This window comes from Pseudoalteromonas galatheae (assembly GCF_005886105.2).
GTDB classification, from domain to species: Bacteria; Pseudomonadota; Gammaproteobacteria; order Enterobacterales; family Alteromonadaceae; genus Pseudoalteromonas; species Pseudoalteromonas galatheae.
Window position 1 is genome coordinate 932,671 of sequence record NZ_PNCO02000001.1, and the last position, 23,128, is coordinate 955,798.

General features: G+C 44.2%; 21 protein-coding genes. 12 read left to right on the top strand and 9 right to left on the bottom strand.

Features of this window, described 5'->3' with window-relative positions:
• The first annotated feature begins 19 nt into the window (after nt 1-19).
• Complete coding sequence (locus CWC29_RS04090; protein ID WP_128727990.1) at nt 20-946, top strand: LysR family transcriptional regulator; 927 nt, start codon at nt 20-22, stop codon at nt 944-946.
• A 96-nt stretch (nt 947-1,042) separates the two neighbouring features.
• On the top strand, nt 1,043-1,660 hold the full coding sequence (locus CWC29_RS04095) for an HAD family hydrolase (RefSeq protein WP_128727989.1): 618 nt from the start codon (nt 1,043-1,045) through the stop codon (nt 1,658-1,660).
• A 46-nt stretch (nt 1,661-1,706) separates the two neighbouring features.
• Here the strand turns inward: CWC29_RS04095 and CWC29_RS04100 are convergent, their stop codons facing one another.
• Together CWC29_RS04100 and CWC29_RS04105 are read right to left on the bottom strand one after the other, a co-directional pair.
• A complete protein-coding gene (locus CWC29_RS04100; RefSeq protein ID WP_128727988.1) occupies nt 1,707-1,919 on the bottom strand; it encodes a hypothetical protein in 213 nt (70 codons plus the stop codon).
• 32 nt (nt 1,920-1,951) lie between these two features.
• Nucleotides 1,952-2,134, bottom strand: coding sequence for a hypothetical protein (locus CWC29_RS04105; protein WP_010604114.1), 183 nt, complete (start codon nt 2,132-2,134; stop codon nt 1,952-1,954).
• Between the two features lie 303 nt (nt 2,135-2,437).
• Here CWC29_RS04105 and ggt point away from each other — a divergent pair, with 303 nt between their 5' ends.
• Complete coding sequence (gene ggt / locus CWC29_RS04110; RefSeq protein ID WP_128727987.1) at nt 2,438-4,180, top strand: gamma-glutamyltransferase; 1,743 nt, start codon at nt 2,438-2,440, stop codon at nt 4,178-4,180.
• Between the two features lie 63 nt (nt 4,181-4,243).
• Here the strand turns inward: ggt and CWC29_RS04115 are convergent, their stop codons facing one another.
• Entirely contained in the window at nt 4,244-4,717 is a 474-nt protein-coding gene (locus tag CWC29_RS04115; RefSeq protein WP_128727986.1) for a hypothetical protein, read from the bottom strand.
• 6 nt (nt 4,718-4,723) lie between these two features.
• Complete coding sequence (locus CWC29_RS04120) at nt 4,724-5,878, bottom strand: PepSY-associated TM helix domain-containing protein (protein WP_138521710.1); 1,155 nt, start codon at nt 5,876-5,878, stop codon at nt 4,724-4,726.
• 317 nt (nt 5,879-6,195) lie between these two features.
• Between CWC29_RS04120 and CWC29_RS04125 the strand changes: the two genes are divergently transcribed.
• The 5 genes from CWC29_RS04125 (at nt 6,196) to CWC29_RS04145 (ending at nt 11,076) form a co-directional block, all read left to right on the top strand.
• Nucleotides 6,196-8,331, top strand: coding sequence for a TonB-dependent siderophore receptor (locus CWC29_RS04125; protein WP_209319017.1), 2,136 nt, complete (start codon nt 6,196-6,198; stop codon nt 8,329-8,331).
• 106 nt (nt 8,332-8,437) lie between these two features.
• Nucleotides 8,438-9,019 carry a hypothetical protein gene (locus CWC29_RS04130; protein ID WP_128727984.1) on the top strand — a complete coding sequence of 194 codons (582 nt, stop codon included), beginning with the start codon at nt 8,438-8,440 and terminating at the stop codon, nt 9,017-9,019.
• A gap of 207 nt (nt 9,020-9,226) precedes the next feature.
• Nucleotides 9,227-9,835: a hypothetical protein gene (locus CWC29_RS04135; RefSeq protein WP_128727983.1), complete on the top strand. Its 609-nt coding sequence runs from the start codon at nt 9,227-9,229 to the stop codon at nt 9,833-9,835.
• 101 nt (nt 9,836-9,936) lie between these two features.
• The gene (locus CWC29_RS04140) at nt 9,937-10,521 is read left to right on the top strand and encodes a hypothetical protein (protein WP_138521706.1); all 585 of its coding nucleotides are present in this window, start codon (nt 9,937-9,939) and stop codon (nt 10,519-10,521) included.
• A gap of 12 nt (nt 10,522-10,533) precedes the next feature.
• On the top strand, nt 10,534-11,076 hold the full coding sequence (locus CWC29_RS04145) for a hypothetical protein (protein WP_138521704.1): 543 nt from the start codon (nt 10,534-10,536) through the stop codon (nt 11,074-11,076).
• Between the two features lie 252 nt (nt 11,077-11,328).
• Here CWC29_RS04145 and CWC29_RS04150 read toward each other — a convergent pair whose 3' ends face one another.
• From CWC29_RS04150 to CWC29_RS04160, 3 genes are all read right to left on the bottom strand, one after another.
• Nucleotides 11,329-12,774, bottom strand: coding sequence for a metallophosphoesterase (locus CWC29_RS04150; protein ID WP_128727980.1), 1,446 nt, complete (start codon nt 12,772-12,774; stop codon nt 11,329-11,331).
• Nucleotides 12,775-12,865: 91 nt separating this feature from the next.
• Entirely contained in the window at nt 12,866-14,854 is a 1,989-nt protein-coding gene (locus CWC29_RS04155) for a hypothetical protein (protein ID WP_138521702.1), read from the bottom strand.
• A 50-nt stretch (nt 14,855-14,904) separates the two neighbouring features.
• Nucleotides 14,905-16,506, bottom strand: a complete 1,602-nt coding sequence (locus CWC29_RS04160; RefSeq protein WP_138521700.1) for a hypothetical protein — start codon at nt 16,504-16,506, stop codon at nt 14,905-14,907.
• A gap of 368 nt (nt 16,507-16,874) precedes the next feature.
• Between CWC29_RS04160 and CWC29_RS04165 the strand changes: the two genes are divergently transcribed.
• Nucleotides 16,875-17,345, top strand: coding sequence for a hypothetical protein (locus CWC29_RS04165; RefSeq protein ID WP_138521698.1), 471 nt, complete (start codon nt 16,875-16,877; stop codon nt 17,343-17,345).
• Between the two features lie 45 nt (nt 17,346-17,390).
• Here CWC29_RS04165 and CWC29_RS04170 read toward each other — a convergent pair whose 3' ends face one another.
• Nucleotides 17,391-19,007 carry a tetratricopeptide repeat protein gene (locus CWC29_RS04170; RefSeq protein WP_138521696.1) on the bottom strand — a complete coding sequence of 539 codons (1,617 nt, stop codon included), beginning with the start codon at nt 19,005-19,007 and terminating at the stop codon, nt 17,391-17,393.
• Nucleotides 19,008-19,257: 250 nt separating this feature from the next.
• On the opposite strand from CWC29_RS04170, the gene CWC29_RS04175 reads away from it, so the two are divergent.
• A complete protein-coding gene (locus CWC29_RS04175) occupies nt 19,258-19,989 on the top strand; it encodes an Ig-like domain-containing protein (RefSeq protein WP_138521694.1) in 732 nt (243 codons plus the stop codon).
• Between the two features lie 46 nt (nt 19,990-20,035).
• Here CWC29_RS04175 and CWC29_RS04180 read toward each other — a convergent pair whose 3' ends face one another.
• Nucleotides 20,036-20,926 (bottom strand): DMT family transporter, encoded by an 891-nt coding sequence (locus tag CWC29_RS04180; RefSeq protein ID WP_138521692.1) that lies wholly within the window; start codon nt 20,924-20,926, stop codon nt 20,036-20,038.
• A gap of 177 nt (nt 20,927-21,103) precedes the next feature.
• Between CWC29_RS04180 and CWC29_RS04185 the strand changes: the two genes are divergently transcribed.
• Entirely contained in the window at nt 21,104-22,051 is a 948-nt protein-coding gene (locus CWC29_RS04185; RefSeq protein WP_128727973.1) for a homoserine O-succinyltransferase, read from the top strand.
• Nucleotides 22,041-23,120 carry a homocysteine S-methyltransferase family protein gene (locus CWC29_RS04190; protein ID WP_138521690.1) on the top strand — a complete coding sequence of 360 codons (1,080 nt, stop codon included), beginning with the start codon at nt 22,041-22,043 and terminating at the stop codon, nt 23,118-23,120. Before CWC29_RS04185 ends, CWC29_RS04190 begins: the two co-directional genes overlap by 11 nt.
• Nucleotides 23,121-23,128 lie beyond the last annotated feature (8 nt).

Below are 23,128 nucleotides of genomic sequence, written 5' to 3' on the forward strand. Positions count from 1 at the left end.
TTTTCATAAAAGGTGAATAATGAAAAGCAAAGCAGACGATATGGCGCTTTTTGTTCAAGTGGTGCGCTCTGATGGCTTAGCTGCAGCAGGGCGAGTATTAGGGCTTTCTCCTGCGAGCATGACAGCCCGGATCAATGCACTTGAAGCGCACTATAAAACCCGTTTACTGACTCGAAACACCAGAAGTATCAAACTAACGGAAGCGGGAGAGCGGTTTTACCAAGGCTGCGTGCGAGTTATTGAGGAGGTTGCGGCGGCGGAGGCGTTACTGCAAGATGCCGATCCCGATTTGAGAGGCACACTCAAAATTGCGGCAAGCTCAGATTTTGGCCGTCAGTATGTGGTTCCCGCCGTTGCGGAGTTTGCCACGCAGCATCCACAGGTGGTGGTTAACTTGAGCTTAGGGGAGGGCTTAGTTAAATTAGTTGAGTCTGGCACTGATATCGCCATTCGCTATGGTAATTTAAATGATAGCAGTTTGATATCTCGGCCTCTGTTAAACAACCGCAGAATGCTGGTGGCCGCTCCAAACTATCTCGAACAGTATGGTACGCCAGATTGCTATCAAGCATTACAGCAACATCGTTGTCTAGTACTGGAAAGAGCGGGACAGGCGCTAAACGATTGGTATTTTCTCGATAAAGACACGCAAGCAACCATCATTGAAACCGTGCCTACTTGTTTAGTGAGTTCAGATGGCGAAGTCCTACGAAACTGGGCTATTCAAGGACTTGGGATCACCATCAAGTCATGGCTGGATGTTCACAAAGATATTAAAGCGGGGCGATTGGTGGAGTTGTTGCCAACTCAAACATTGGGATTTAGTCCAACGGACTCAGACAAAGTCGCGCTGCAAGCGATTTATCCATCTAGGCAGTTTCAACCTCGCCAAGTCAAAGCATTTCTGGCCTTTTTTAGCGAGTATTTACAACAAATGCAGAATTGAGTTTATTTCATCGGAGTCTACCGAATTAGCCGTGCGTAAGTGATAAAGATATGCATAATAAACGCTCATATTCAAACTAACTAAAGAGGTTCAAGGATGGCAATTGGCAATATTAAACACGTAATTTTTGACGTAGGTAACGTATTTGTGAGGTGGTCACCAGAGGAGATAGTTCGGCTTACCTTTGGCAACCAATGCGACGTTGAGAGTCTAGCTAAGCAGCTGTTCCACAGTGAGATTTGGTTTGCTATTAACCGAGGCGAACTGACTGAAGCAGACACCAAGCACGCTTTTATGCAAACCTGTCACTTAACCTCAGAGCAAGCTGATGAACTGTTCTTTTATATCAAAGAATCACTGATCCCACTTCATGGCACGCTTTCACTGATGCAGCGCCTAAAGGCAGCGGGATATAGTGCATATGCCTTAACCGATAATGTGCACGAGATTGTGAGTCACCTAAAAGCGCGTCATACTTTCTGGCAACACTTTGATGGAGAAATTATTTCTGCTGAGCTTGGCTGCATGAAGCCCGGTAAAGCTATTTTTACTCACTTACTGGAGCGTTACCAACTAGCAGCAGATGACTGTGTTTTTCTTGATGATGTCTTAGCGAACGTTGAAGGTGCAAAGCTGGTCGGATTGCATGGCATTCAGTTCTTTAATGCGGCGCAAGCTGAGCGCGAGTTACGTGAGCTAGGATTAGTGTTTTAAGCAGGTCGAGACTCCAAAATAGGCCCAAGTACGGGCCTAAAAAGAATTAATCACACATATACTGTCTATTTGTGAAAGCGCAGTCGTGATCACCGTAACAAGAGATAGCACCTGTCCGGCAATCGTGACGGTTAGTCGGTACACAGTCCAAATCAGTCAAACGGTTTATACCACCACCAATTTGGGGGGTTGCTTGTGGTGTAATGGCTTGAGCATTGTTTAAGTTTTTAAGCGGCTTTTTATTCAGTTTAATTTTCATTTTTCATTTCCTTTGGGTGGTAATAAAGCGTATTAACAGCGAAGAGAGCCACAGTTATAGCAAGAACCAAATGCTTTCGTGTTGCATAATTCGGTTATTTCTCTGTCACAACCCGCGGTTAAATAACCTCCCGCGATGTTTGGTGTTTGGGCTTTTTCCAAGCCTGCAGTATGGTTCAGTTGTTTTATCTTTCTTTTTGTTAGTGTTAACTTCATCTTATTTTCCTTATTGTGAAAGCTTGAATTGTCGTACAAAAAATAAACTGCATTGTTGACTGTACCCAATATAAATTATTTGTCAAATATGTTTTTCGAAGGTTAAATTTATGTTTTTCGTAATTACCTTATTTCAACCCTGTGTTACTTCAACATTTGACGACAAGCTGCTTTTTAGCCTTGAGTGCAGTAACTATGGTGTAACGTAAATTTGCACTGTCAGTCGCCCAACGCATCGATATTGTTTGGTCTTTTTATTCATGCAACACTGCAACATGAGAATAATTAAAAAACGGGATGAAGATGCGTAAATTAACAGCCTTGGTGTGGTCTTGCTCTGTTTCCTTGTGCGTGGGTGTAGCGTCTGGTAACACGGTGCAAGCTGACGAGTCACCAATATTTAGTTCTAAAGCCACAGCACAGCCAATATGGGCTGAACACGGCATGGTATCTAGCCAAGAGGCACTTGCTAGTCAAATTGGTGTAGAGGTTTTAAAGCAAGGTGGCAATGCTGTTGATGCGGCTGTCGCAGTAGGTTTTAGTCTTGCCGTGACCTTGCCAAGAGCCGGAAATATCGGTGGCGGTGGCTTTATGCTAGTGCATCTGGCGAAAGAGAATAAAACCATTGCGATTGATTATCGCGAAATGGCGCCGAGTCGTGCGCACAAAGATATCTTTATTGATGAAAACGGCGAGGTAAACCCAAAGCTAAGCCTTCAACACGGCCTTGCCGTGGGCGTTCCCGGAACGGTTATGGGGATGGAGTTGGCACTCGAGAAATACGGCACTATGACACTTAGGCAAGTTATTCAGCCTGCAATTAAATTAGCACGTGATGGCATTAAAGTGACCTCTGATTTAGCCAATTCGCTTTCTCATAATTATATTAAAGAACGAATGCTTGGTGTGCCGGCATCTAAGGCTGTGTTTTATAAAAAAGATGGTAGCAGCTATAAGCCAAATGAATGGCTGGTTCAGGCTGATTTGGCTCACTCTTTGGAACTTGTTGCCGAAAAAGGCAGCGCGGGCTTTTATCAGGGTGAGACAGCAAAGAAAATAGTTGCTGCGGTAGAAGCTGCTGGCGGCATTATGTCGCTGGATGACTTAAAAGACTATAAAGCGGTGGAGCGAGAGCCAGTAAAAGGTACATACCGCGGCTACGACATCGTTTCTATGCCACCTCCTTCATCTGGTGGTGTGCATATCATAGAGATGCTGAATATGCTGGAGCAATACCCTATTGGTGAGCTTGGGCATAATAGCGCTGCTACCGTCCATTTAATGGCTGAGGTCATGAAACGTGCGTATGCTGACCGCAGTGAATATTTGGGCGACCCCGATTTCTACGACGTACCCGTTAAAGCTTTGGTGGATAAGCAATATGCAAAGCAGCGCAGTAAACAAATAAATGCAGACAAAGCGACGCCAAGTCGTGAGATTAAGCCCGGTAAATTATTACCTTATGAGAGTAACCAGACCACGCATTATTCTGTGGTAGATAAGTGGGGCAATGCAGTGAGTAACACTTATACGCTCAACTTTAGCTATGGCTCAGGTATTGTCGCGGCTGGCACAGGCATTCTACTTAACAACGAAATGGATGATTTCTCGGCAAAGCCCGGCACACCAAACGGTTTTGGCTTGGTTGGTGGAGAAGCTAACGCCGTTGAAGGAAAAAAGCGCCCTTTGAGCTCGATGACACCCACGATTGTAATGAAAGAGGGTAAACCCTTTTTGGTAACGGGTAGCCCGGGTGGCTCGCGTATTATCACCACCACGCTGCAAATCATTTTGAATGTTATTGATCATGGCTTAAACATTGCCGAAGCAACCGTGGCTCCGCGTATTCACCACCAATGGTTACCAGATGAAATTCGTATTGAACGTAGCTTAAATGTGGATACTCGACGTCTACTTGAAAACAAAGGACACACACTTTCAGAGCAGAATGCGATGGGCTCAACCCAGTCAATCATGCTTACCGATAAAGGTCTATTTGGCTCCTCAGATCCAAGGCGTGCAGATAGCGCAGCGGTGGGGTACTAATATCTTGATTTCCATTGAGTCTTAAGTGTAATTTAAATCGAGTAGGGGCGAGATGCCCCTTTTCTATGCGCTTTCTTTGATTAAATACTCTGGCAGTGGCCAATTCATGACGATGACTTCGCCTTGCCAAGTTTCGATCGTCAGCCAAACCCTGTCGTCTTCTGATAATGTTTTCTTTGCTAAAGCATGTACGTGTTGACCGTGTTTTGTGCCGTGAAGGATCCCGAGCTCATGCTCCACAAGCTGTGCAAGTGGCATCGCGTTGGGGCCGATATTGAGATAGCCTTGGCGCACAGAATCAACATCGCCTTTGTTAAATAGCAATAAGAAGTCTTTGACGTATAAGTTATCGTGGATGTATGGCGGCTTGTCGTCAAAAGGCATTGGCGTGATGCTGTACTTTCCAAGTGTTTGCTCCGCCAATGGAGCGGGAAATTCTGGATGTAATGATTGATAATAAAACCAAGCTGGCAACACCAGCAATAGGGCATTTAACCAATATTTATTGTGTTGTATAAAGCGTTTGACTGCATTCATGGCGATTTACCCTTGTTGTGCTTTTAGTTGTCTTGCATTGCTCCGTTCTTGGCTACGCGCGCGTTTGGTCCGAAGCTGATACATGATAAATCCGGTAACTGACATCCCGGATAAAACACAGCCAAAAATAAACCAGATGACTTTTGTCCAGATCCCTCCAATGGTGCCGTAGTGCAGTGGATCTGTGATGTGCATAACCGTTTGTAAGCCTGTCATTGAATCAGGGTTTGCATGATGAACGACTGTATCATTCCAAGTGTTGTAGGCAATATTAATGCTGTAATCGTCATAGAGTACGTAGTCGTTTGCGCCACTGATTTTGAGCGTATCACGGTTATGCTCAGGTAGCATGATGTAACTTGGACGAAAGTCAGTGTACAGCTGTTGAATTTCACCGAGCGCTAGGTCAACACTGGTCTCTACTGCATTCGCGTTTATTGTTGAGTTGGGTATATCCGCTGCATTTAATGTTTCATGATGTTCGAGTTCAACACCTGCATGCCACAGCACCGCTTGCGTTAAATACCACAGTCCGGTGAGGCTCATTACGGTCATAAACCAAAGCGACCATACTCCACTGAGCTTATGGATGTCAGCGGCAAAGGTACGACCTCCTTGTGATTTACGCAGCTTAAACTGAAAAAACGCCAACCAAAACTTTTTGTATACCACCAGGCCTGTGATCAACGCGCCCAGTAGGATCAGTGACATGAACGCCACTAAATAGTAACCAACACTGTAGCCGTTTTGCCATGGAAATAGCAGCCAGCCATGTAATGAGCGCATAAAGTTAATAAACGTATTGCCGTCATTTATTTCCTGAACAGCCCCTGTGTACTGGTTTACGTATGCAAGCGCATAGAGCTTGTCGACGTCGGTAAACATCACCACATAGGTCAAATAGGGCTCTCTCACATTGAGCCCCATGACATCTGCACTTGGGTGCTCATCCTTAAACGCGCGTAACACTGAGCCCGCTGACATCTCACTTACCTGACTGGGGTTATGTGCCCGAGAATCAGGGTTAGTAAGCCATGTAAGTTCATGGCTGAGAACGGAAATGGTACCTGTGATACAAATAAAGCAAAACAGTAGCCATATTGGCAGTGAAAACCAACCATGCAACTGAAACCAAAACTTGTTGCTTATCTTCTTTGCCATTGTGTGTTCCTAGTTCTTTGAATGACGGCGACAAATTAAAGCTGAGGGAGTATTTGCGCAAAAATGTAAATAAAGTATATCTTTTTAAAAGTGTAAATAGCAATTATATTCATTTGGATGTGCGTTAAATGGCATGTTTTATTCGTTTAGCGGTTTATACTGCTTGTTTTCTTTATAGGAAAGTTGTTTTAAATTATGTGGTTACTGTTTTGGGGACGTTCCTTAAATCGGGTTCGAAACTGGTTGTAACTCATTTTAATGTTATTGCTAATGGTTATCATCTGCATTACTATAATTTCAATTTTTACAATATTAGGATGAACCCAGTGAACACTCTGCCTCTCAAAACGCTCTCATTTGCTGTTATGGCAGCGCTCGGCACGTCAGTATTACAGGTGCAAGCAGCACAGCAAGATAATGAAGAAATTGAAAAAATAGTCGTGACGGGAAAATACACCGTCAATGAAGTGATAGACACCGCAACTGGCTTGGGGTTATCTCTTCTTGAGACGCCGCAATCTGTTAGCGTTATTACCGCTGCACGGATCAAAGAGCAAAAACTCGATACATTAACCGACACCGTGTTAAATGCGATTGGGGTGTCAGCGAAAGAAATTGATAATGTTCGTAATACATTGCAGTCACGTGGCTTTGACATTACCAATTATCAAATTGACGGCGTTCCTTTGTCATGGAGTTTGGCGGGTGATTCAGGTGAAACCATCGCGGATGTTGCGATATACGAGCGCGTGGAGTTTGTGCGTGGTGCAACGGGGTTATTAACCGGCGCGGGCGATCCTTCAGCTTCTATTAACCTAGTACGCAAACATGTAAATAGTACTGACCTTACAGGTTTCACTAGTGTCTCTTTGGGGAGCTGGAACAATAAAGAAGTGATGGTGGACGTTGCCAATGGATTAACTAACGATGGCAGTGTGCGTGGGCGAGTGGTCGCGAAGTATGAAGAAGGTGACTCGTATTTAGATCTCTTTTCTGACGAAAGTACCGTGTTTTATGGGGTACTAGAAGCGGATTTAAGCACGCATTCGACAATCCGCGTTGGTGCTAGCTATCAGCGTAACGATCCTACCAGTCCAACTTGGGGGGCATTACCTACTTTCTTTACCGATGGAAGTAAAACAGACTGGGAAGTCGAAAAAACCACTGCTGCAAATTGGACAGAGTGGCAAACTACTGGCACCAATGCTTTTGTGAACTTTAGTCATAATTTTGCAAATGGCTGGGAACTGGTCGCCAATTACAACAATCTGAAATACGAGCAAGATACAGAGCTGCTGTATTTATTCGGTACATTGGATAAAACAACGGGTGAGGGCTTAGCTTCTTGGCCTTATAAAAGTACTGGTGAAAGTAACCAAGACAGCTTTGATATCCGGCTTCAAGGTTTTTATCAACTCGCAGGTCGTGAGCATGATTTTGTAACTGGCGCGCTTTACAGTGAGCAAAGTGCCGATACACTCACTTTCGCTGCGCTCGATAATGCCTTTTTGCCAGTTGGCAATTTTTACGAGTGGGACGGCAACTTCCCTGAGCCGACGTGGGGCACAGAAACCTCAGTTGCTCAAGATATGGACACCGAGCAAAAAGGGTTTTACGCCGCAACAAGGCTAAACCCTAGCGATGAGCTTAGCGTGATAGCGGGTGGTCGGTTGTCGAGCTGGCAGCGCGAAGGCGAAAGCTATGGCGTCATCACTGATTTTGGCGACAATGGCGTATTTATACCTTACGCTGGTGCCTTGTACGACTTGTCGACAACACAGCGAGTGTATGCAAGTTACACAGAAATATTCCAGCCGCAAAATGCCCAAGACCGTAATGGTGATTTCCTTGATCCAATCAAAGGAAAATCATACGAAGTGGGGCTAAAAAGTACCTATCTAGACGAGACTCTGCAAACAACATTGGCGATTTTCCAAATCGAACAGGACAACCTAGCTCAAGATGATGTTGGATACATAGTTCCTGGCTCGGTAAATACAGTCGCGCAATATGCTACTGAAGGCACAACCAGTAAAGGCTTCGAATTTGAAGTGGTGGGTCAGTTAACAGACGGTTTTGATGTGCATTTGGGTTATTCACAATACAAAGCCGAGGATGCCAACGGCGTTGAAGTGAATACGGATAACCCAAGAAAGCAATTTAAGTTGTATACGACTTGCCAATTTGTGAATGCTTTACCTGAGTTGACGATTGGTGGTGGCGTGAACTGGCAGGATGACACTTATTCAGTAACGGGCAACGATAGGCTAGAGCAAGATGCCTATGCACTGGTTAGCTTGATGGCAAACTACGCACTGGCAGACAATATGGCGCTACAACTCAACGTAGAAAACCTCTTCGATGAAAAGTACTACAGCCAAATTGGCTTCTTTGATCAGTATCGTTATGGCGCGCCGAGAAATTACAGCTTAAGTTTTAGCTATGATTTTTAGCAGACTGTAAACTAACAAAGCGTGGCTGATGGGCCACGCTGTTGTTCATTGTCTATCTATTGTAAGTTGTGTATGCTTGCAACACATCATTTAAAAGGAATTTATAATGAGTTTATCCCCATTACTGCTGGTCGTTGGCTTATTGGTAAATATAAGCACAGCTTCAGCCACACCTAACGATCAATATGTGATTAGCCAACTAAAACCGCTGACTGGTGAACTTACCTCGATACTGAGTGACGTTGATAGGCAAGCTCTCGAGCAGCAGGTTATGTCTGAGCTAGATGAAAGCAATCGTCGACTGCGCAGCAAACGCGAAGAATGCAACAATGTTACGACTGTGCTAAACAACTCGCAATTTAGCACGCTCAACATTGAGGTAGACTACTATCTTCCTGTACTCAGTTATTTTAACTACTTAAACAAATATCAGTGTGAATCTGCGGAGTTTAGTGATTTTTCACGGAGGTTTGCTGTCAGTTATATAATGTTAAAAGATGAAAGACGCTTCGATAGGCTAAAGTTAATGAGCCTAGTACCTTCTCTCAGTTACAAGGAGTTCATGGAAGCCGATGAAACATTCAATACCTTACCCAAACCCGTGAAAGAGGCTGCGCTGAAAGCTGATTTTCTAAACAACAACTTTAATTATGTTGAAAGCTTATTGCCAGTTTTGACATTTAAGTGATTAAAGGTGTCTGTGGTGAAATCTCGTTTATTCGTTTTGATACTGTTTGGGTTTCACGAATAAGTTGTTGTAGCGTCTCGTAAGATAACCTCGTGTAAGGCGACTTAGCGTAAACTGAGATGAATGGTGTTGTTCTAGCGCCAAAAATACATGGTTTATCATTGCGGCGACTATATTTTGAAGAGCGGTCATTAACAGGAGGGAGTTTTGGAAAGTGACATCAAAAGGATACGAAGCCTAATAAAGCATTTAGTAATAGCGCTACTATCCGTCGCTGCTATGGGTATTGTTAATGCTAAAACTTCAATGACTTACACTGAATTGTATAACAAGCTACCGCTAAGCGAATTGGAGTTTACTTCTTTACAGAGTGAGTTTGATTTAAAGTCGAGTGAGCACGCGAAGATGATGGAGTTATTATCAAGCTATAACTCGCTACATAAAAGAAGAATGAGCTGTCGAGCTGTCGACAACACACTTACAGTAAGACAAATGGATGCATTGAGTATTGACAAAACACATTACGTAACAGTGTTATTTTACGTCGATAGTGTAAACAAAAGTCGGTGTGAGCGAGCAGCGTATGAGCACTTTTTGAGATTGCTTGCGGTCAATTTGGTTGTTCAAAAAGAGCCAAAAAGTGTTGAGCTAATAAATTCTATGAACACTTTATCATCTCGCCTTTATGGTGATTTTAGGGAGTTTAAAGCCGAGTTTAATCTCTTACCGGAACAAGTTCGAGAAACAGCTCTTAACGCTGACTATTTAAACAAGAACTTCAATTTATTTGCTACGCTTGACAGTGTGATGAAATAAACTAGTGCTGCAGGCCATGCCTCTGTATGCTCGTTGTCTATTCAATACAGGGCCTGTATGCTGCAGAAACTATAATAATATGATTGAAAAGGAATTTTACGGTGAATTTATCCTCAGCATTCTTAGTCGCGGGCTTGTTGCTAAATGTGAGCACAGTGGCTGCTACACCCGATTATCAAGAGATACTTAATAAGCCACCTGTACAGCCCAGCGAACTCAACACGCTACTGGACAATTTTGGAATAGAAGGTTTTGAGCGACAGGCAATGTCAGCGCTTATAGAGAGCTATAACCGATTACAGAGTAAGCGCAAGGAATGTGAGAACGTTGATAATGTGTTGAACAAGTCGCAATTGAGCCCGCTAAAAATCAATATGAAGCACTACCCCTTAGTTCTTCATTACTTTGACGGTCTCAACAAAAACCAGTGCGAATCAGCAGAGTTTAGTGAGTTTTCAAAGTTACTTGTCGTCAATCATGCAACGAAAGGGCAGCATAGTGATTTCACCTTTTTAGAGGCCATCAATGCTGCGTCTTCTTCTCGCTATGCACACTTTATTGAAGCTGAAGCGAGGTTTAATGCCTTACCTGAGACGGTAAAAGAGGCCGCACTAAAGGCGGATTTTCTTCGGAACAACTTTAATTATCTTAAAAGCATAGAGCAGATCTACGGATTCGAGCGATAGAAGAGATAGTTGATGAATCGCCAGCTATTCATTTCGATATTGTTTGGACTTGTATTCGCACAACAAGCGAATGCTGAAACAATGTCAGTAGATCTTACGCCGACTATTGAGTATCCAGTCGAACAACTTGAACCAGTTCAAAAGGCACTCCTCAGTGAGCTGTTAAATAGCGTAACACAACTGGGTGATAAAAAAGCGGCTTGCGAAAGTGAGCGTGCTATTACAGAAGAGCAATTACGCAGTCTTAATATTACCTCGCAGCAGCGAGGTATCGTTTTATCTTATTTTTATATTCACCAAAAAAGGGAATGTGAAGCCGAAGAGTATGGCGAATTCGCCAGACTTGTTGCCGCGAATTTAGCGGTGCAAAAGCAGTCAGAAGTCTTAAGGTTCGTCAATGCGCTAAACACGGAAAGCTCCAGCGTTTATTTCGATTATGTTGAAACGGAGCTGGAGTTTAACCAGCTACCAGAATGTGTTCGCAATAAAGCCTACCAAGCCGAGTTTTTACAACATCCGTTTAGTCTTATGCATACGCTAGAACAGTTCGAATGATTCGGCGCGTTGTTACTGATTAAGTAAAACCTAAGCTAACATAATACGGTTTAATAATTCATATGCGGTACATTTTGCGATATTCACATTGATCGCGAGCGTGCTATTACTCAGTGTTAACCACGTTTATGGTTTAGCAGTAGTGATGTTTATTTCAAGACTCGCGTTTGCTGCTACTCGCTTGGTATCAAAAACACGATGATACAAGGCGAGTAACTCAAGTTGTCAGTGATTAGGATGTAAAAGTCGCGCTTATTTCGCGCGACATACCGCTTGTTTATCTGCAGTTTTGCTGCTGCAGGTTAAAAAGGCGGCACCACTTTCATCCAAAAACTCTCCTTGCCACGCGCCATCTTTGCCAAGCTTAATTGATAAAAAGCCGAACTTACCTTGTTCGTTAACGATTGCGTTTTGGCTATCAAGTGCATAATCAAATTCGCTAAAGGCATCGGTATCACTAAGGCTGACGCCGCTATTGCCGACAACGATTTGCGGAGGACGCGCGGTACTGGCTGCAAAGGTGGAAGACTGATAAATATGCATGTGTCCTGCGAGTGATAAAGTTACGTGAGCAGGCAACTTACCTTGTCTAGTGTTCTTCAGCGCGGTTTGCAACATTACGTTTAATGTGTCTTTGGTTGTCGGGTCTTCAACGCCCCAAATGGGTCTGTGGCTCATAATCCACATGGGTTTGGCTTTGAGTAGTTCGCTTCTGACATTAAGTCGTTGATATTGCTGTTGGTAGACTTTTGTTAGGCCATTGTCTGCACTGGCATCACAGGCATTGGCGCTATCCATTACCCAAACACTGAGCGGCTTTAAGTTGATGGTATAGGAGTTTTGCACAATGATATGAGCGCTTGCAGATTTAGGTGGTTGGTTATAATCCCCCTGTGATGGGCATTGCTGTTGGTCAATGGCATCAGGAAGGTTGGCTCCTGGGCCAAAAAAGTAAAACCAGCCAATACCTGCTCGGCTACAAAGTTCATGATTGCCTCGTGCAAAAATCCATGGTGCGGTTGCTGAAAGATCAGTTGTTGCGGTAAAAAAGTCGGCTTGCCAGTTGCTCCATGTATCTGGTCTTGGGCTATTTAACGCGTTTTGACTGTAGTAGGTATCGTTAAGACCGCAGCTAGTACCGCCATATCCACCATCGCCTGCATCATAAGCATAGGTATCACCAGAAATCGCACCTCCGGTACCTCGATAGTTGAAATCCCCCATATGGAGCAACAATTGTGGTTGTTGCTTTGCCCCTTGCTCTGCGAGGGTTTTAAACGGCTCGGCGGCAGTGTTGTTTTCGCAAACTGATGACTTACAGCCGGTATCGCCAAAAACCGCAATTTTATTCGGATCGAATGTCACGGGCGCTAACGAGAATTGGCTACCACTGACGGTATAAGCCGTGTTTTGGGAGATTTTTGCCTCGCACACAGTGATTGGAAAATGTGTTTGGTCTGGACGCATTGCTCGCAATTGCATCGGCATGGATTTTTTACCAAAGAGCAAGCTTGGGCATTGATTGGCGTCGCTGAGCACGCCGTCAACAACAACGCGCGCGTAGATATTTGGGGCTTCTGTAGTGGAGGGCGCGAACATTGAGTAAGCGCCTAGTACTTTGGTATTCGCTTGTTGGACTGCAAACGTGCTGCTACAAGCAATTAAATTGAGCGTCGCAATGGCGATGATGATGCGCATGACTTCATTCCTTTTTGAACAGTTGAATGAAGTTTAATGCATTGTTAACAATTTGCGAGTCTTGAATACGAATATCCTTTTTCTCAGCTAATTATTGGTGGCTGCAGCGGTAGAAGCCGGTGACTGTGTCTTGACTAAAGCGTGTGCCGTTAACATAAGTGTCTTGGTTGATTTTACCGAACTGCGCTAAGTTAAATTGCAATCGTGCAAGCATTTCAGCGCTCGAGGCCTGTTCAAAGATTTCTGTTACCGGTGGATCGCCAACAAAGTTGGTATACCAAGGAAACCAAGAATTATCCTGCCCACTGACTGTTTGATTCGGATAATAACTCCCTCCCTGCCAACGGTCAAAGGTAAGATCTTCGAGGCTAAATAGGCCAAAACTTGGCTGAGTCATACAAGCATCAGCCGCTTGATACTCAGGGTAACCTGAGCTGGCAGCAAAATGATTGCAAACATTGTGTGGCAAATTACTGTTATTCGCCGCTTGATATTCCACCTTTCTAAACATCACTGGATGTGCGGGGCTTCCTGATGGGTAGACGATATTCGCGGCGACAGGTGAACCCCAGCGATAATGGTACATGGCCACAGCCAGTCCTAAATCTTCCTTACTGGTGGCAACATTATCTGGATGTGTCCACACTCCACCCGGATCGGTTGGCGTCGCCCCATTTTTAAAAATAATCCCATATTGATTGTTCTCTAATTGATTCATTAGATTTGGCGTTGTGTTGTCAACCACCGTCATTGGGATCATTGTGCTTGCGGCATTGGGAGTATAGGTGAGTGTTGGGTTATTTAATGCCTTCCAGCATAGCAGGCCATAACCATAGCCACTGGCTATCATCGGACAGCCAGACATTGCTGATGCCGATTGGTTGCTTTCATACGCATGTGTTGTTGAACGTGCCGAAACTTCGCCGGAGCTAACCAATATTCCCCACGCATTGCGAGTAATGCGAATATCAGCAAACTCGGTGTCAGGAATAAATACCGTTGTGGCCGAAATAACCTGTAGCCCTAAGTCCAATTCTAGTAGAGACGTGGCAACGAGGGCGTCTTCATGAAGCTTTGGATACTGCGTCATAATCGTTTGCTGCGATGGTTTAATCACAGCGTCTCTTGGTGATAACCCTAATAAATATAAGCGATCGTTATCAAGGTAGCTTGCCAGTATGCGTGATAGCTCGAGTTGTGCGATTGGACGCTTAGCTTGTATATTTGAGCGGGTATCCGTGAGGGTGAGGTCGGTATTTTGAAGCAGCAACCAATGCTTATCACTTAGGCCAAAAACCTGAGTTTGATTAAGGATATGGCGAGATACGCTATCAGCTTGGCGAGTAACAATTAAACTATCGTCATTCAACGAATAACTAGACTGTGTGGTGTCATTGTGGTGATGACGCAGTGCTGGTGGCTGATATTGTCCTATTAAGGTGGTAAGTTCAATGCGAATGGTGTCGTGAGTACTTTGAATAAGCCAATTTCCGGTTTCATCTCGAACAAAAATAGCCGGACTATATTGGCCAGATTTATCCACGCTAAATGCTTGCCAAGTGGTATTACAGGCTTTGGCGCAGGAGGGGGAACTTCGAGTAAGGGATGACTTATCTTTTGCCAGAGATTCGTCATAGTTATCATTAAATACAAAGGGTAACTCAGCTTTACCCGAGGCGAGTTGTAACGTGAACAGTAAGCGCCGTTGATTGCCGCTGGCATAGAGTCTGTTTTCTTTTAGATAACCGAGCTGGAGTTGAGAGTAACTCTCTAACTTTTTCATGTTTCCAGCTTCACCTTGATAGCTGGGCTCATACGTCTCGCTATTGAATGGTGCGGTTTGCTCTAATCGGGGAAATTGCAACGTTTGTTTGCAGGCATCTTCTGCGCATGTTTGTAAGGTGATCCTTTGGTCCTGATACTGAAAAGAATACCAAGGTGAAAGGGCTTGATAACCTTGTTGTCCTGCGTGAAATAATAGCGGTAAGGTTGATGTATCGTAGTGCTCTGACTCTGCTGAGGCGTTAACGCTTAAAGACAAAGCCCAGCAGGTAAGCGTGGTGGCGATGAACTTATTCATAATCTTTCCTTATTGGAGTAGGGCAGCGCATGGCCACCCTTAACAAAAACCTAGTGAATGATGCCTTGGCGTTGGCCTGCATTAACGGGTTTGTTGAGCTGCACAGAGAGCCAGTTTTCAACGTCACTACGTAACGACGCGTCACTATCAGGACCGGATTGTGACGAATAGAACCATAACCCTGTTGGTGCTGGGGCATTGACATTGCTGCCGCAGGTAAAGTGATTTGCCGCATACATCACCGCGCCTGAGCTACCATATTCGTAATGACTGTCCGAATAACCACCGTAGCCTCTGGCTTGCACCCGACCTTTTGAATCAAGGGTAAAGTGATACAATTCATTGGGTTGCAACAAGAAAGGGCTGACATCGGAAGAGTCGAAGCGCGCGCGCATTGTGGTGGTAACACTGGCTTGATTACCCGAACGCGTGATCATGCCTGCCAAGTTGGTGATAAGTGCATCGGCCAATTGACCGTCAAGCAAGCTGCCAGGGTTGCCATTGACGATTGCAGAAGTAATGCCAAGTGCGGCTTTGACGACTCCAATGGTGGAGTTTAAATTCCATGTGGTGTTGTATCCCATGGCTGCGCCACCGGCTTTATTGAACAAGATGACTTCAGGTGCAGCTCCTGGCAAATCGACCGCAAATTTTGCGCCGTCTGTCGCGTGCGAGTTGGTACCTTTTGACCAGATTTTTTTAGCTTGCCCAGTTACATGGTAGCGAGCTGAATAAGTGCCTCTGACTTCTAAATTGCCCGAACAGGCATTGCTTTGATTACATGCAAATCCCCCGGTGTCTGCACACAACATTTTGACGTGGAACTCTGTCGAGTTATGGGCTGAGGTGTTATCGAAACTGAGCGCTTTATTTTTTGACCAACGTTTCCCCTTAGCTGAGTGAAAGGCGCCGTAGGCTGAGGTATTGACATAAGCATGGTGCTTAGAAAAACCACTACCATCGCTGGTGGATGTGCTCCAAGGCGTTTGGGTTGATGGGTAGTTAGTGACTACTTGACCTGTGCTGGTTGAAGGGGTCACCATCTGACATGAGCATTGTGACTTAGGCCCGAAGATGGGTTTTTTAGTCAGCAATTCTTTTAATTCGGCAAGAGTATCTGACGGTAGCGTCCTATCGTATTCAAGTACCGAGAGCCCTTTACGTTTAGGAGCTGCGTACTCCTTGTGCCAAGTGCTGTAAAGCTGCGATGCATTTCGCTCTAAATGTTGGCTGAGCGTTGGCATTTTTTGCTGTTGAGTCCATTTTTCGAATACCGTCGGTTTAAATTGAATAAGATATCGAGTAAAGAAAAAGTTATCTTCAGGCGCTTGCTCGGTAAAAGCATTTTCCCATGCTGATAACACATTTTGATCTAGAGCTTTTGCTTGGCTAAGCATCTCCCCATCTCGATAGCCGCGGATCAAGCTATCCACGTAGCGGTCTAATTCATATTCTTCGTCGTTGTCGGAGATATATTCAAGCAAGGAAACACGGTCTTGAGACCAGTTTGAAATGGCTTGCCACGCTTCTGGGCTTACTTTAGAGGGGGCCATTTCTCCATATTCTTCTGCGGCTTGTAGCGAAATACTACCCAGTAACAACGTGCTGGTAACTAGGCTGACTAATTTGGGGGTGAAATTTCTCTGTTTCATTTTTCTATTCCTTCATCGTTGTGCTGAGTCAACATGCCTCATGCATTGTTAACTTGCCTTGTGATGTTGGAAACTTTTTCAGCGATTGAATAGGAGGTTGTAGGGCCAGTAAGGGTCAACTTGGGTAAAACCTTTGATATTAAACGGACGCATTGGGTTAGGTAAGTGTTGATATCAAGCTGTGGTAAATAAAAACTTAAATATCAAAGGTCTGCTTATATTTTTACCCGAATTTACCCAATTGCCCCGTAACTTTTGCTGCAATCAATATTCGCTTGAGGCAGGATTTTGCTATCGCCGTTATTGGAGTCTCAGCGTGAGTTCATTCGCACTCTAATAATGGTGTCATAACCAATAAGGAGACAGTTATGAGACGAGTAATAGTATTGGGAGCAACTTTGATTGCGAGTTTTGTACAAGCCCATAGCTCAGAAATGATAGCACAGCTCGAAGTTGCTGATGGGGCGAAATGTCCAAAGCGGCAAACGATTCTGCTAGGTAAAATGACATTAACTGCTGGGACCTTTAAATATTTACACAGTGAAGGAAGTAACGTTTGTACCAGTCCTAAGCAAAGTATTTCTGGTCGCATTACACCACAACTAGATTGTGGTCAGTTTGATGACTGGCGACTTGCGTATGATATGGGTAATAAAATGTGTCAATCTCTACACCAAAATATGAAAGGCTTTAGTAATAGCTTAAAACCTGATGTGACAGTGTATCCACGCTTTGAAGGGCCTTTTGAATTCAAAGGAGACCGTCATCACCAAGAATATGAGGCCGGTATGGGCGTGACTTTAGCGTGCTATTTATGTGAGACTGCGACGGTTAACTAGGGCTTGTTAATACCAAAAGGGGCGAAAGCCCCTTTGTTGTAGACATCAAGTAGCGTTGGAGCACGCTAAGATTTGCTCCAGTTGTGCAACTTTTTCACAAAGAGGCGCGGTATTGAAATTAGCGTCTTGGCATTGAGTGAGTACATATTGTGCCGTGGTAATAATATTTCGAATACGCGGCTTTTTGGGCAGCGTTTTGATATTAAGATAGCGTTCAAGAGTACGTACTCGTAAGCGACCATCATCGATATTCACTTTCCATACTTTGCTTTCTTCAGCTAATTCGACACGGGTTTTGCCACTACTTTGCTCCCAAAGCGCCAAAGTAAGTGTCATTACCTCAACCATTAATTGTCTTGCGGCCTGTTCGTCAATGCTCGTATGTTTACTGTGCACTCCATGGGTACTGGTACGGGTGGTATAGTGAATAGCGCAGTAAGTAACCAGCACTCCTGTTAAAAATGCGACAAGCCCAATGAATATATGAGACAGAATACTTGTCTCTGTTTGGCGCTCAGGCGCGGCCAAGACGTTAGCGCTCTGAAGGCGAAATTGATAAAGGTTTTCACTTTGTACACGACTACTTTTAAGCATGTCATTATAACGCTGTGCAGTCTCGACCGCTTCTTTATAAGTGTGTGTTTGTAGTTGGGACTGCAATAAGGCAATGTAAAATAACTCGGTAAGCTGACTATTTTGCTGATTATGTGCTTCAAGCCCCTGTTTAAGTAACGTTTGTGCAGTTAGGTTATCACCCTCAAGCTGCTTGAGTTTGGCTTCAATAAGCAGAGCTCGCTGATCAACTTTACCGTGTTGAATTAGTTGCCGAGTGCGTTTGAATGAAGCGAGTTGCTGTTGTGCCTGAGTGATATGATTTTGAGCAATGGCAATTTCGGCCAATAATAAATAGGCTCGAGACAATTGAGTATAGGCACCACTTTGTGTTAACGGTTGAAGTAAATCTTCAATGATTTCAATTGCTTTGTTGTAGTCGCGCTTTTTGTAAAATACTTCCGCGATGCTTAGCAAGGTGTGGTTCGCTTTAGTTTGGTCGCCGGCTTGCTGGTGGAGTGCATGGGCTTGACGAAACGAGAGAATGGCATCATCCAACTGATTAATATCCCTCGACACATTCCCTAAATTATTAAGTGTGATCGCTTGTCTCTCCAGGTCATTTGTTGCTTTCGCTATTTGGTAGCTTTCTAAAAATAAAGTAAGGGCGGTATCTAGATCTCCGAGTGCCTGATAAGCATTAGCTAAATCGTTTGCCGATTTACCCAGGAGTTCGTTTTGTTGCAACTTAGCCGCAAGCGTTTGCGCTTCGTGGAAGCTCTCCAGCGCTTGAATATAATTGCGCTGGCGGTAACGATTAATACCACTTTGTCTTAACACCTGAAAGCGCTGAAGTGTGGTTAACTTCCATGCCATCAACTCATCCAGTATTTGATTGCTGAGCTTTATGTCACCCGCTCGACGATACAAGCTCACAAGCTCAAGATGTGCATCAAAAGCTTGAGCACCGTTGGGTTCAAGGGTTTCAAGATGTTGCTTACAAGACAAAATTTGGCCTGTGAGGTTGGCATTATTGGCACTTGGGCATTCTGAACCCTGCGCCGGTAACACAACGAGCAGTAAAGCTAAAAGCAAAGCAAGCAAAGGCATAGATATTAGTCTAGATACATTGTTTTTACATATTAATATAGTGGTAACAAAAAGTCGTGTCTGCCTTTAATAAATCTCAGGTTGACTATTTTTTGTATTTTGTTGCTGTCTAGCTGCTGTTGTTTAACCTTGCCAGTACGACCAAGTCTCGACTTGTTAATATTGTTAGTTTAATGTGTTTTTGGTATGGTCTTGTTGCTAATTAAGGCCCAGCAGAAGAAGCTGGAAATCAATCCATAAGGAAATAAAAATGAAGTTAAATACGATGTGGCTAAAGTCTCTTAGCGTCGGTGTTACGTTATTTTCACCATTAGTGAGTGCCGCTCCTCAGCTTAATAAAGCCATATTTGAGTACAATGCTGGACTAAACATTCAAGAGGAATTTAATATCTTTGCCGATGGCAACGTGGCTGATCCTAATTATCCAAATAGTGAGCTACGTATTCAATTGGATAGTAGCAAAAGTTACGATCAAATTGGCTTTTATGACAAAGTTTACACTACATACGGTCAAGCGGTTGCATACAACACATTAGACAGACGTTGGGTTAAATTTAAGGGTAAGGTGCTTTATTTTTCAGGCGAAGACAACGGTAACCAAAAGATAGATACGATTTCTTTTCGCATTGTTAATCCTGCTGGAGAAACATCGGAGTGGGGAGAGATCAGAGTTAGCTTAGACCAAGCGTTTGGTGGTAATTACGATGTGTATCCGAGTGATGACTTGGCACAAACCTTTGCAGGCCAGTCTGTTGATGTATACGTTAAAGATAACGATAGTGGCGTACCCTATTACTATGGTGTTGAGATTTTTAGCTCACCAGCTAACGGTACAGTATCTGTTAACAGTGACTACTCCATTACCTATACACCTAAAGCTGGGTTCGTTGGTCAGGATTCGTTCCAATATCGCATTAAGGGTAATAACCTTTATGATATTATAAGCGCGCCAGCGACAGTTTCTATTTCGGTAGCAAATTAACCCCAAACTCAGGACAATATGCACACATATTAAGTGTGCATATTGGCTATCCCTTTAGCAATAAAAATACCCCAGCCAAAGCAATTAGACCCCCAAACACCATAGACTTAGTAATCGCTTCTCTGCGCAGTAGTCCAATCGTCATCACCATGAGTGGTGCCGTTGCAAAGATGGTTTGTGCGATTGCGGGATCAGTATGATTAACGGAAATCAACTGTAGCCAAAGCCCAATAAAAGTGCCAAAAAACACTGCAACGAATAACCAGTTTTTACCGTCGATTTGTTTAAGCGTGAGTGCTTTAAACAGGCATTGTGATTTCAAATAAACAACAATAAAGGCCACAAATAAGGTGCCGGATCCCAAGCGGATAAGTGCCGCCCACAAACTACTAATGCTTTCGTTATTTAGCGCACCTTTGGACAGTACCATACCCGCAGCTTGGCAAGTGGCAGCCGTGAGTGCAAAGCAGACTCCCAAAAGATAATGTTTTTTGTCTAATACTGGCTGGCTTCTACTTGGCTTAATCGCCAGCATCACACCAACAGTCGTCACTGCAATGCCGAGCCAAGCGGATGCGCTGAGATAAACACCAAGAAGTACAATGTTTAAGATCCCCGCGATAGCAGGTGCAAGACTTTCAATTACCAAAGTGCGAGCAGGGCCTATATTTCTAAGCGCGGCAAAGTAGGCGCTGTCACCAATCGCTATGCCCAGTACCCCACTGGCTATCAGCCAGCCCCAGCTCGAGAGTAAGGTCGGGTACATAGCATCACCTGCGATGAACAAACAGAAGATCATCAAAGCAGAAGCGATGACGCCTTTGCTGACGTTCAACTCAAATGGACTAAGGTGATGGCTAAATCGTTTATACAGTATAGTTGAGCCAGCCCATACCCCAGCCGCCCCAATCGCTGCCGCTTCGCCAATACCAATCATAAATATCAAGTTTCTTGTGTTTATTTATTTGATGGCAAGTATACATAAATTGAAATAATCAGTGAGAGATGAAGCATCAAATTATTATTACTAATGTTTAGACGTCCATACATCTAGAGGTTGAAATTTTCCAGTTTTTGTCCATAATAATGCCATTCGATTAGTCTGGAGCAGCACATGCCAATCACCGTCACCGACGAACTCCCAGCCATTGCCCAATTGCGTCATGAAAATGTGTTCGTGATGCCACAAAGTCGTGCATCAACGCAAGAGATCCGCCCAATGCGGCTCGCGATATTAAACTTGATGCCGAATAAGGTGGAGACTGAGGTGCAATTTATCCGATTACTGGCAAATACCCCTTTGCAGGTGAATGTTGATTTGTTGCGACTGGACACCCACCGCAGCTCTGAAAACTCAGAGCAGCATCTAGATATGTTTTACCGCTATTTTTCGGATGTGAAAGAGCAAAACTATGATGCTTTGATCGTCACCGGTGCGCCGCTGGCGCATCTTGAATATGACGATGTGGTGTATTGGCAGGAATTACAGGCGTTTTTTGATTGGGCTGAGCACCATGTTACTTCAACCCTGTTTTCCTGTTGGGCCGCACATGCCGGTTTGTATCACCATTATGGGTTAAAGCGAGTACTCAAAAATGACAAACTGTGCGGCGTATTTAAGCATCACTGTTATTTTGACCACGGGGCGCTCACTCGTGGTTTTGATGATGAGTTTTTGGTGCCACACTCACGCTACGGCCACATCGACATCGATAAAATTAATGCGTGTAAAGATCTCGTGGTATTAGCTGGCTCTGAAAAAGTGGGCGCTTACTTAATTAAAAATCACTCAGGTAGCCAAGTCTATATTACCGGTCATCCTGAATACGACGCCGATACGCTACAAAAAGAATACCTTCGCGATTGTGAAAAAATGGCCAACGCACCGCAGCCTGAAAACTATTTTCCTGAGAATGACGCCAGCAAACGTCCATCTAAGACATGGCAAAGCCATGCATTCTTGTTATTCTCAAATTGGTTAAACTACTATGTTTACCAAACCACACCTTATGATATTAACTTAGTTAGCCAAGATGTAAGGACTAACAATTATGCCGAATAATGTAGCCGTAAACGGTGAGCAAATAGCAGAGCAGCTTAAGCAAGCAATGCAGCAACGTATTCTGATCTTAGATGGTGCAATGGGAACCATGATCCAAAAGCACAAATTAGAAGAACAAGACTATCGCGGTGAGCGCTTCAAAGATTGGCATGTCCTTATCAAAGGCAACAACGATCTGTTAAGTTTGACGCAGCCTGAGATAATCAAACAGATCCATCGCGATTATCTAGCTGCTGGCGCGGATATCATTGAAACCAATACTTTTAATGCCACCACTATTTCAATGGAAGATTATGATATGGCAAGCCTGAGTCGAGAGATTAATCTCGAATCGGCGAAGCTCGCACGTGCGGTGTGCGACGAATTTACCGCCCAAGACCCCGGCAAGCCTCGCTATGTGGCAGGTGTACTTGGTCCAACGTCAAAAACCTGTTCGATTTCTCCTGATGTAAACGACCCTGGTTTTCGCAATATCACTTTCGACAAGTTGGTTGCAGCTTATGTCGAGTCAACGCTTGCCCTTATTGAAGGTGGTGCGCACCTTATTTTGATTGAGACTATTTTTGATACCCTGAATGCCAAAGCCGCGTCTTATGGTGTGGAGGAAGCTTTTGAGCAAGCTGGGGTGAGATTACCTGTGATGATCTCAGGTACTATAACCGACGCGTCAGGGCGTACGCTGTCAGGGCAAACCACAGAGGCGTTTTATAACTCTATTCGCCATATTAAGCCAATCTCTATCGGCCTCAACTGCGCGCTAGGCCCAGATTTATTAAGACAATATGTAGAAGAGCTGTCACGGGTTTGTGAGACCTTTACTTCGGTGCACCCAAACGCTGGGCTGCCTAACGAGTTTGGTGAATACGACCTTGAAGCCGACGACATGGCAAAAGAGATTATCGATTGGGGTAAAGAAGGGTTTATTAATATTGTTGGCGGCTGCTGTGGGACCACACCTGAGCATATTCGCGCCTTCGCGAGAGGCCTTGAGCAAACCCAGCCGCGTAGCTTGCCTGACATCGAAGTGCGGATGCGTTTGGCTGGTCTTGAAGCCTGTAACTTAAATTAGGAATTCAC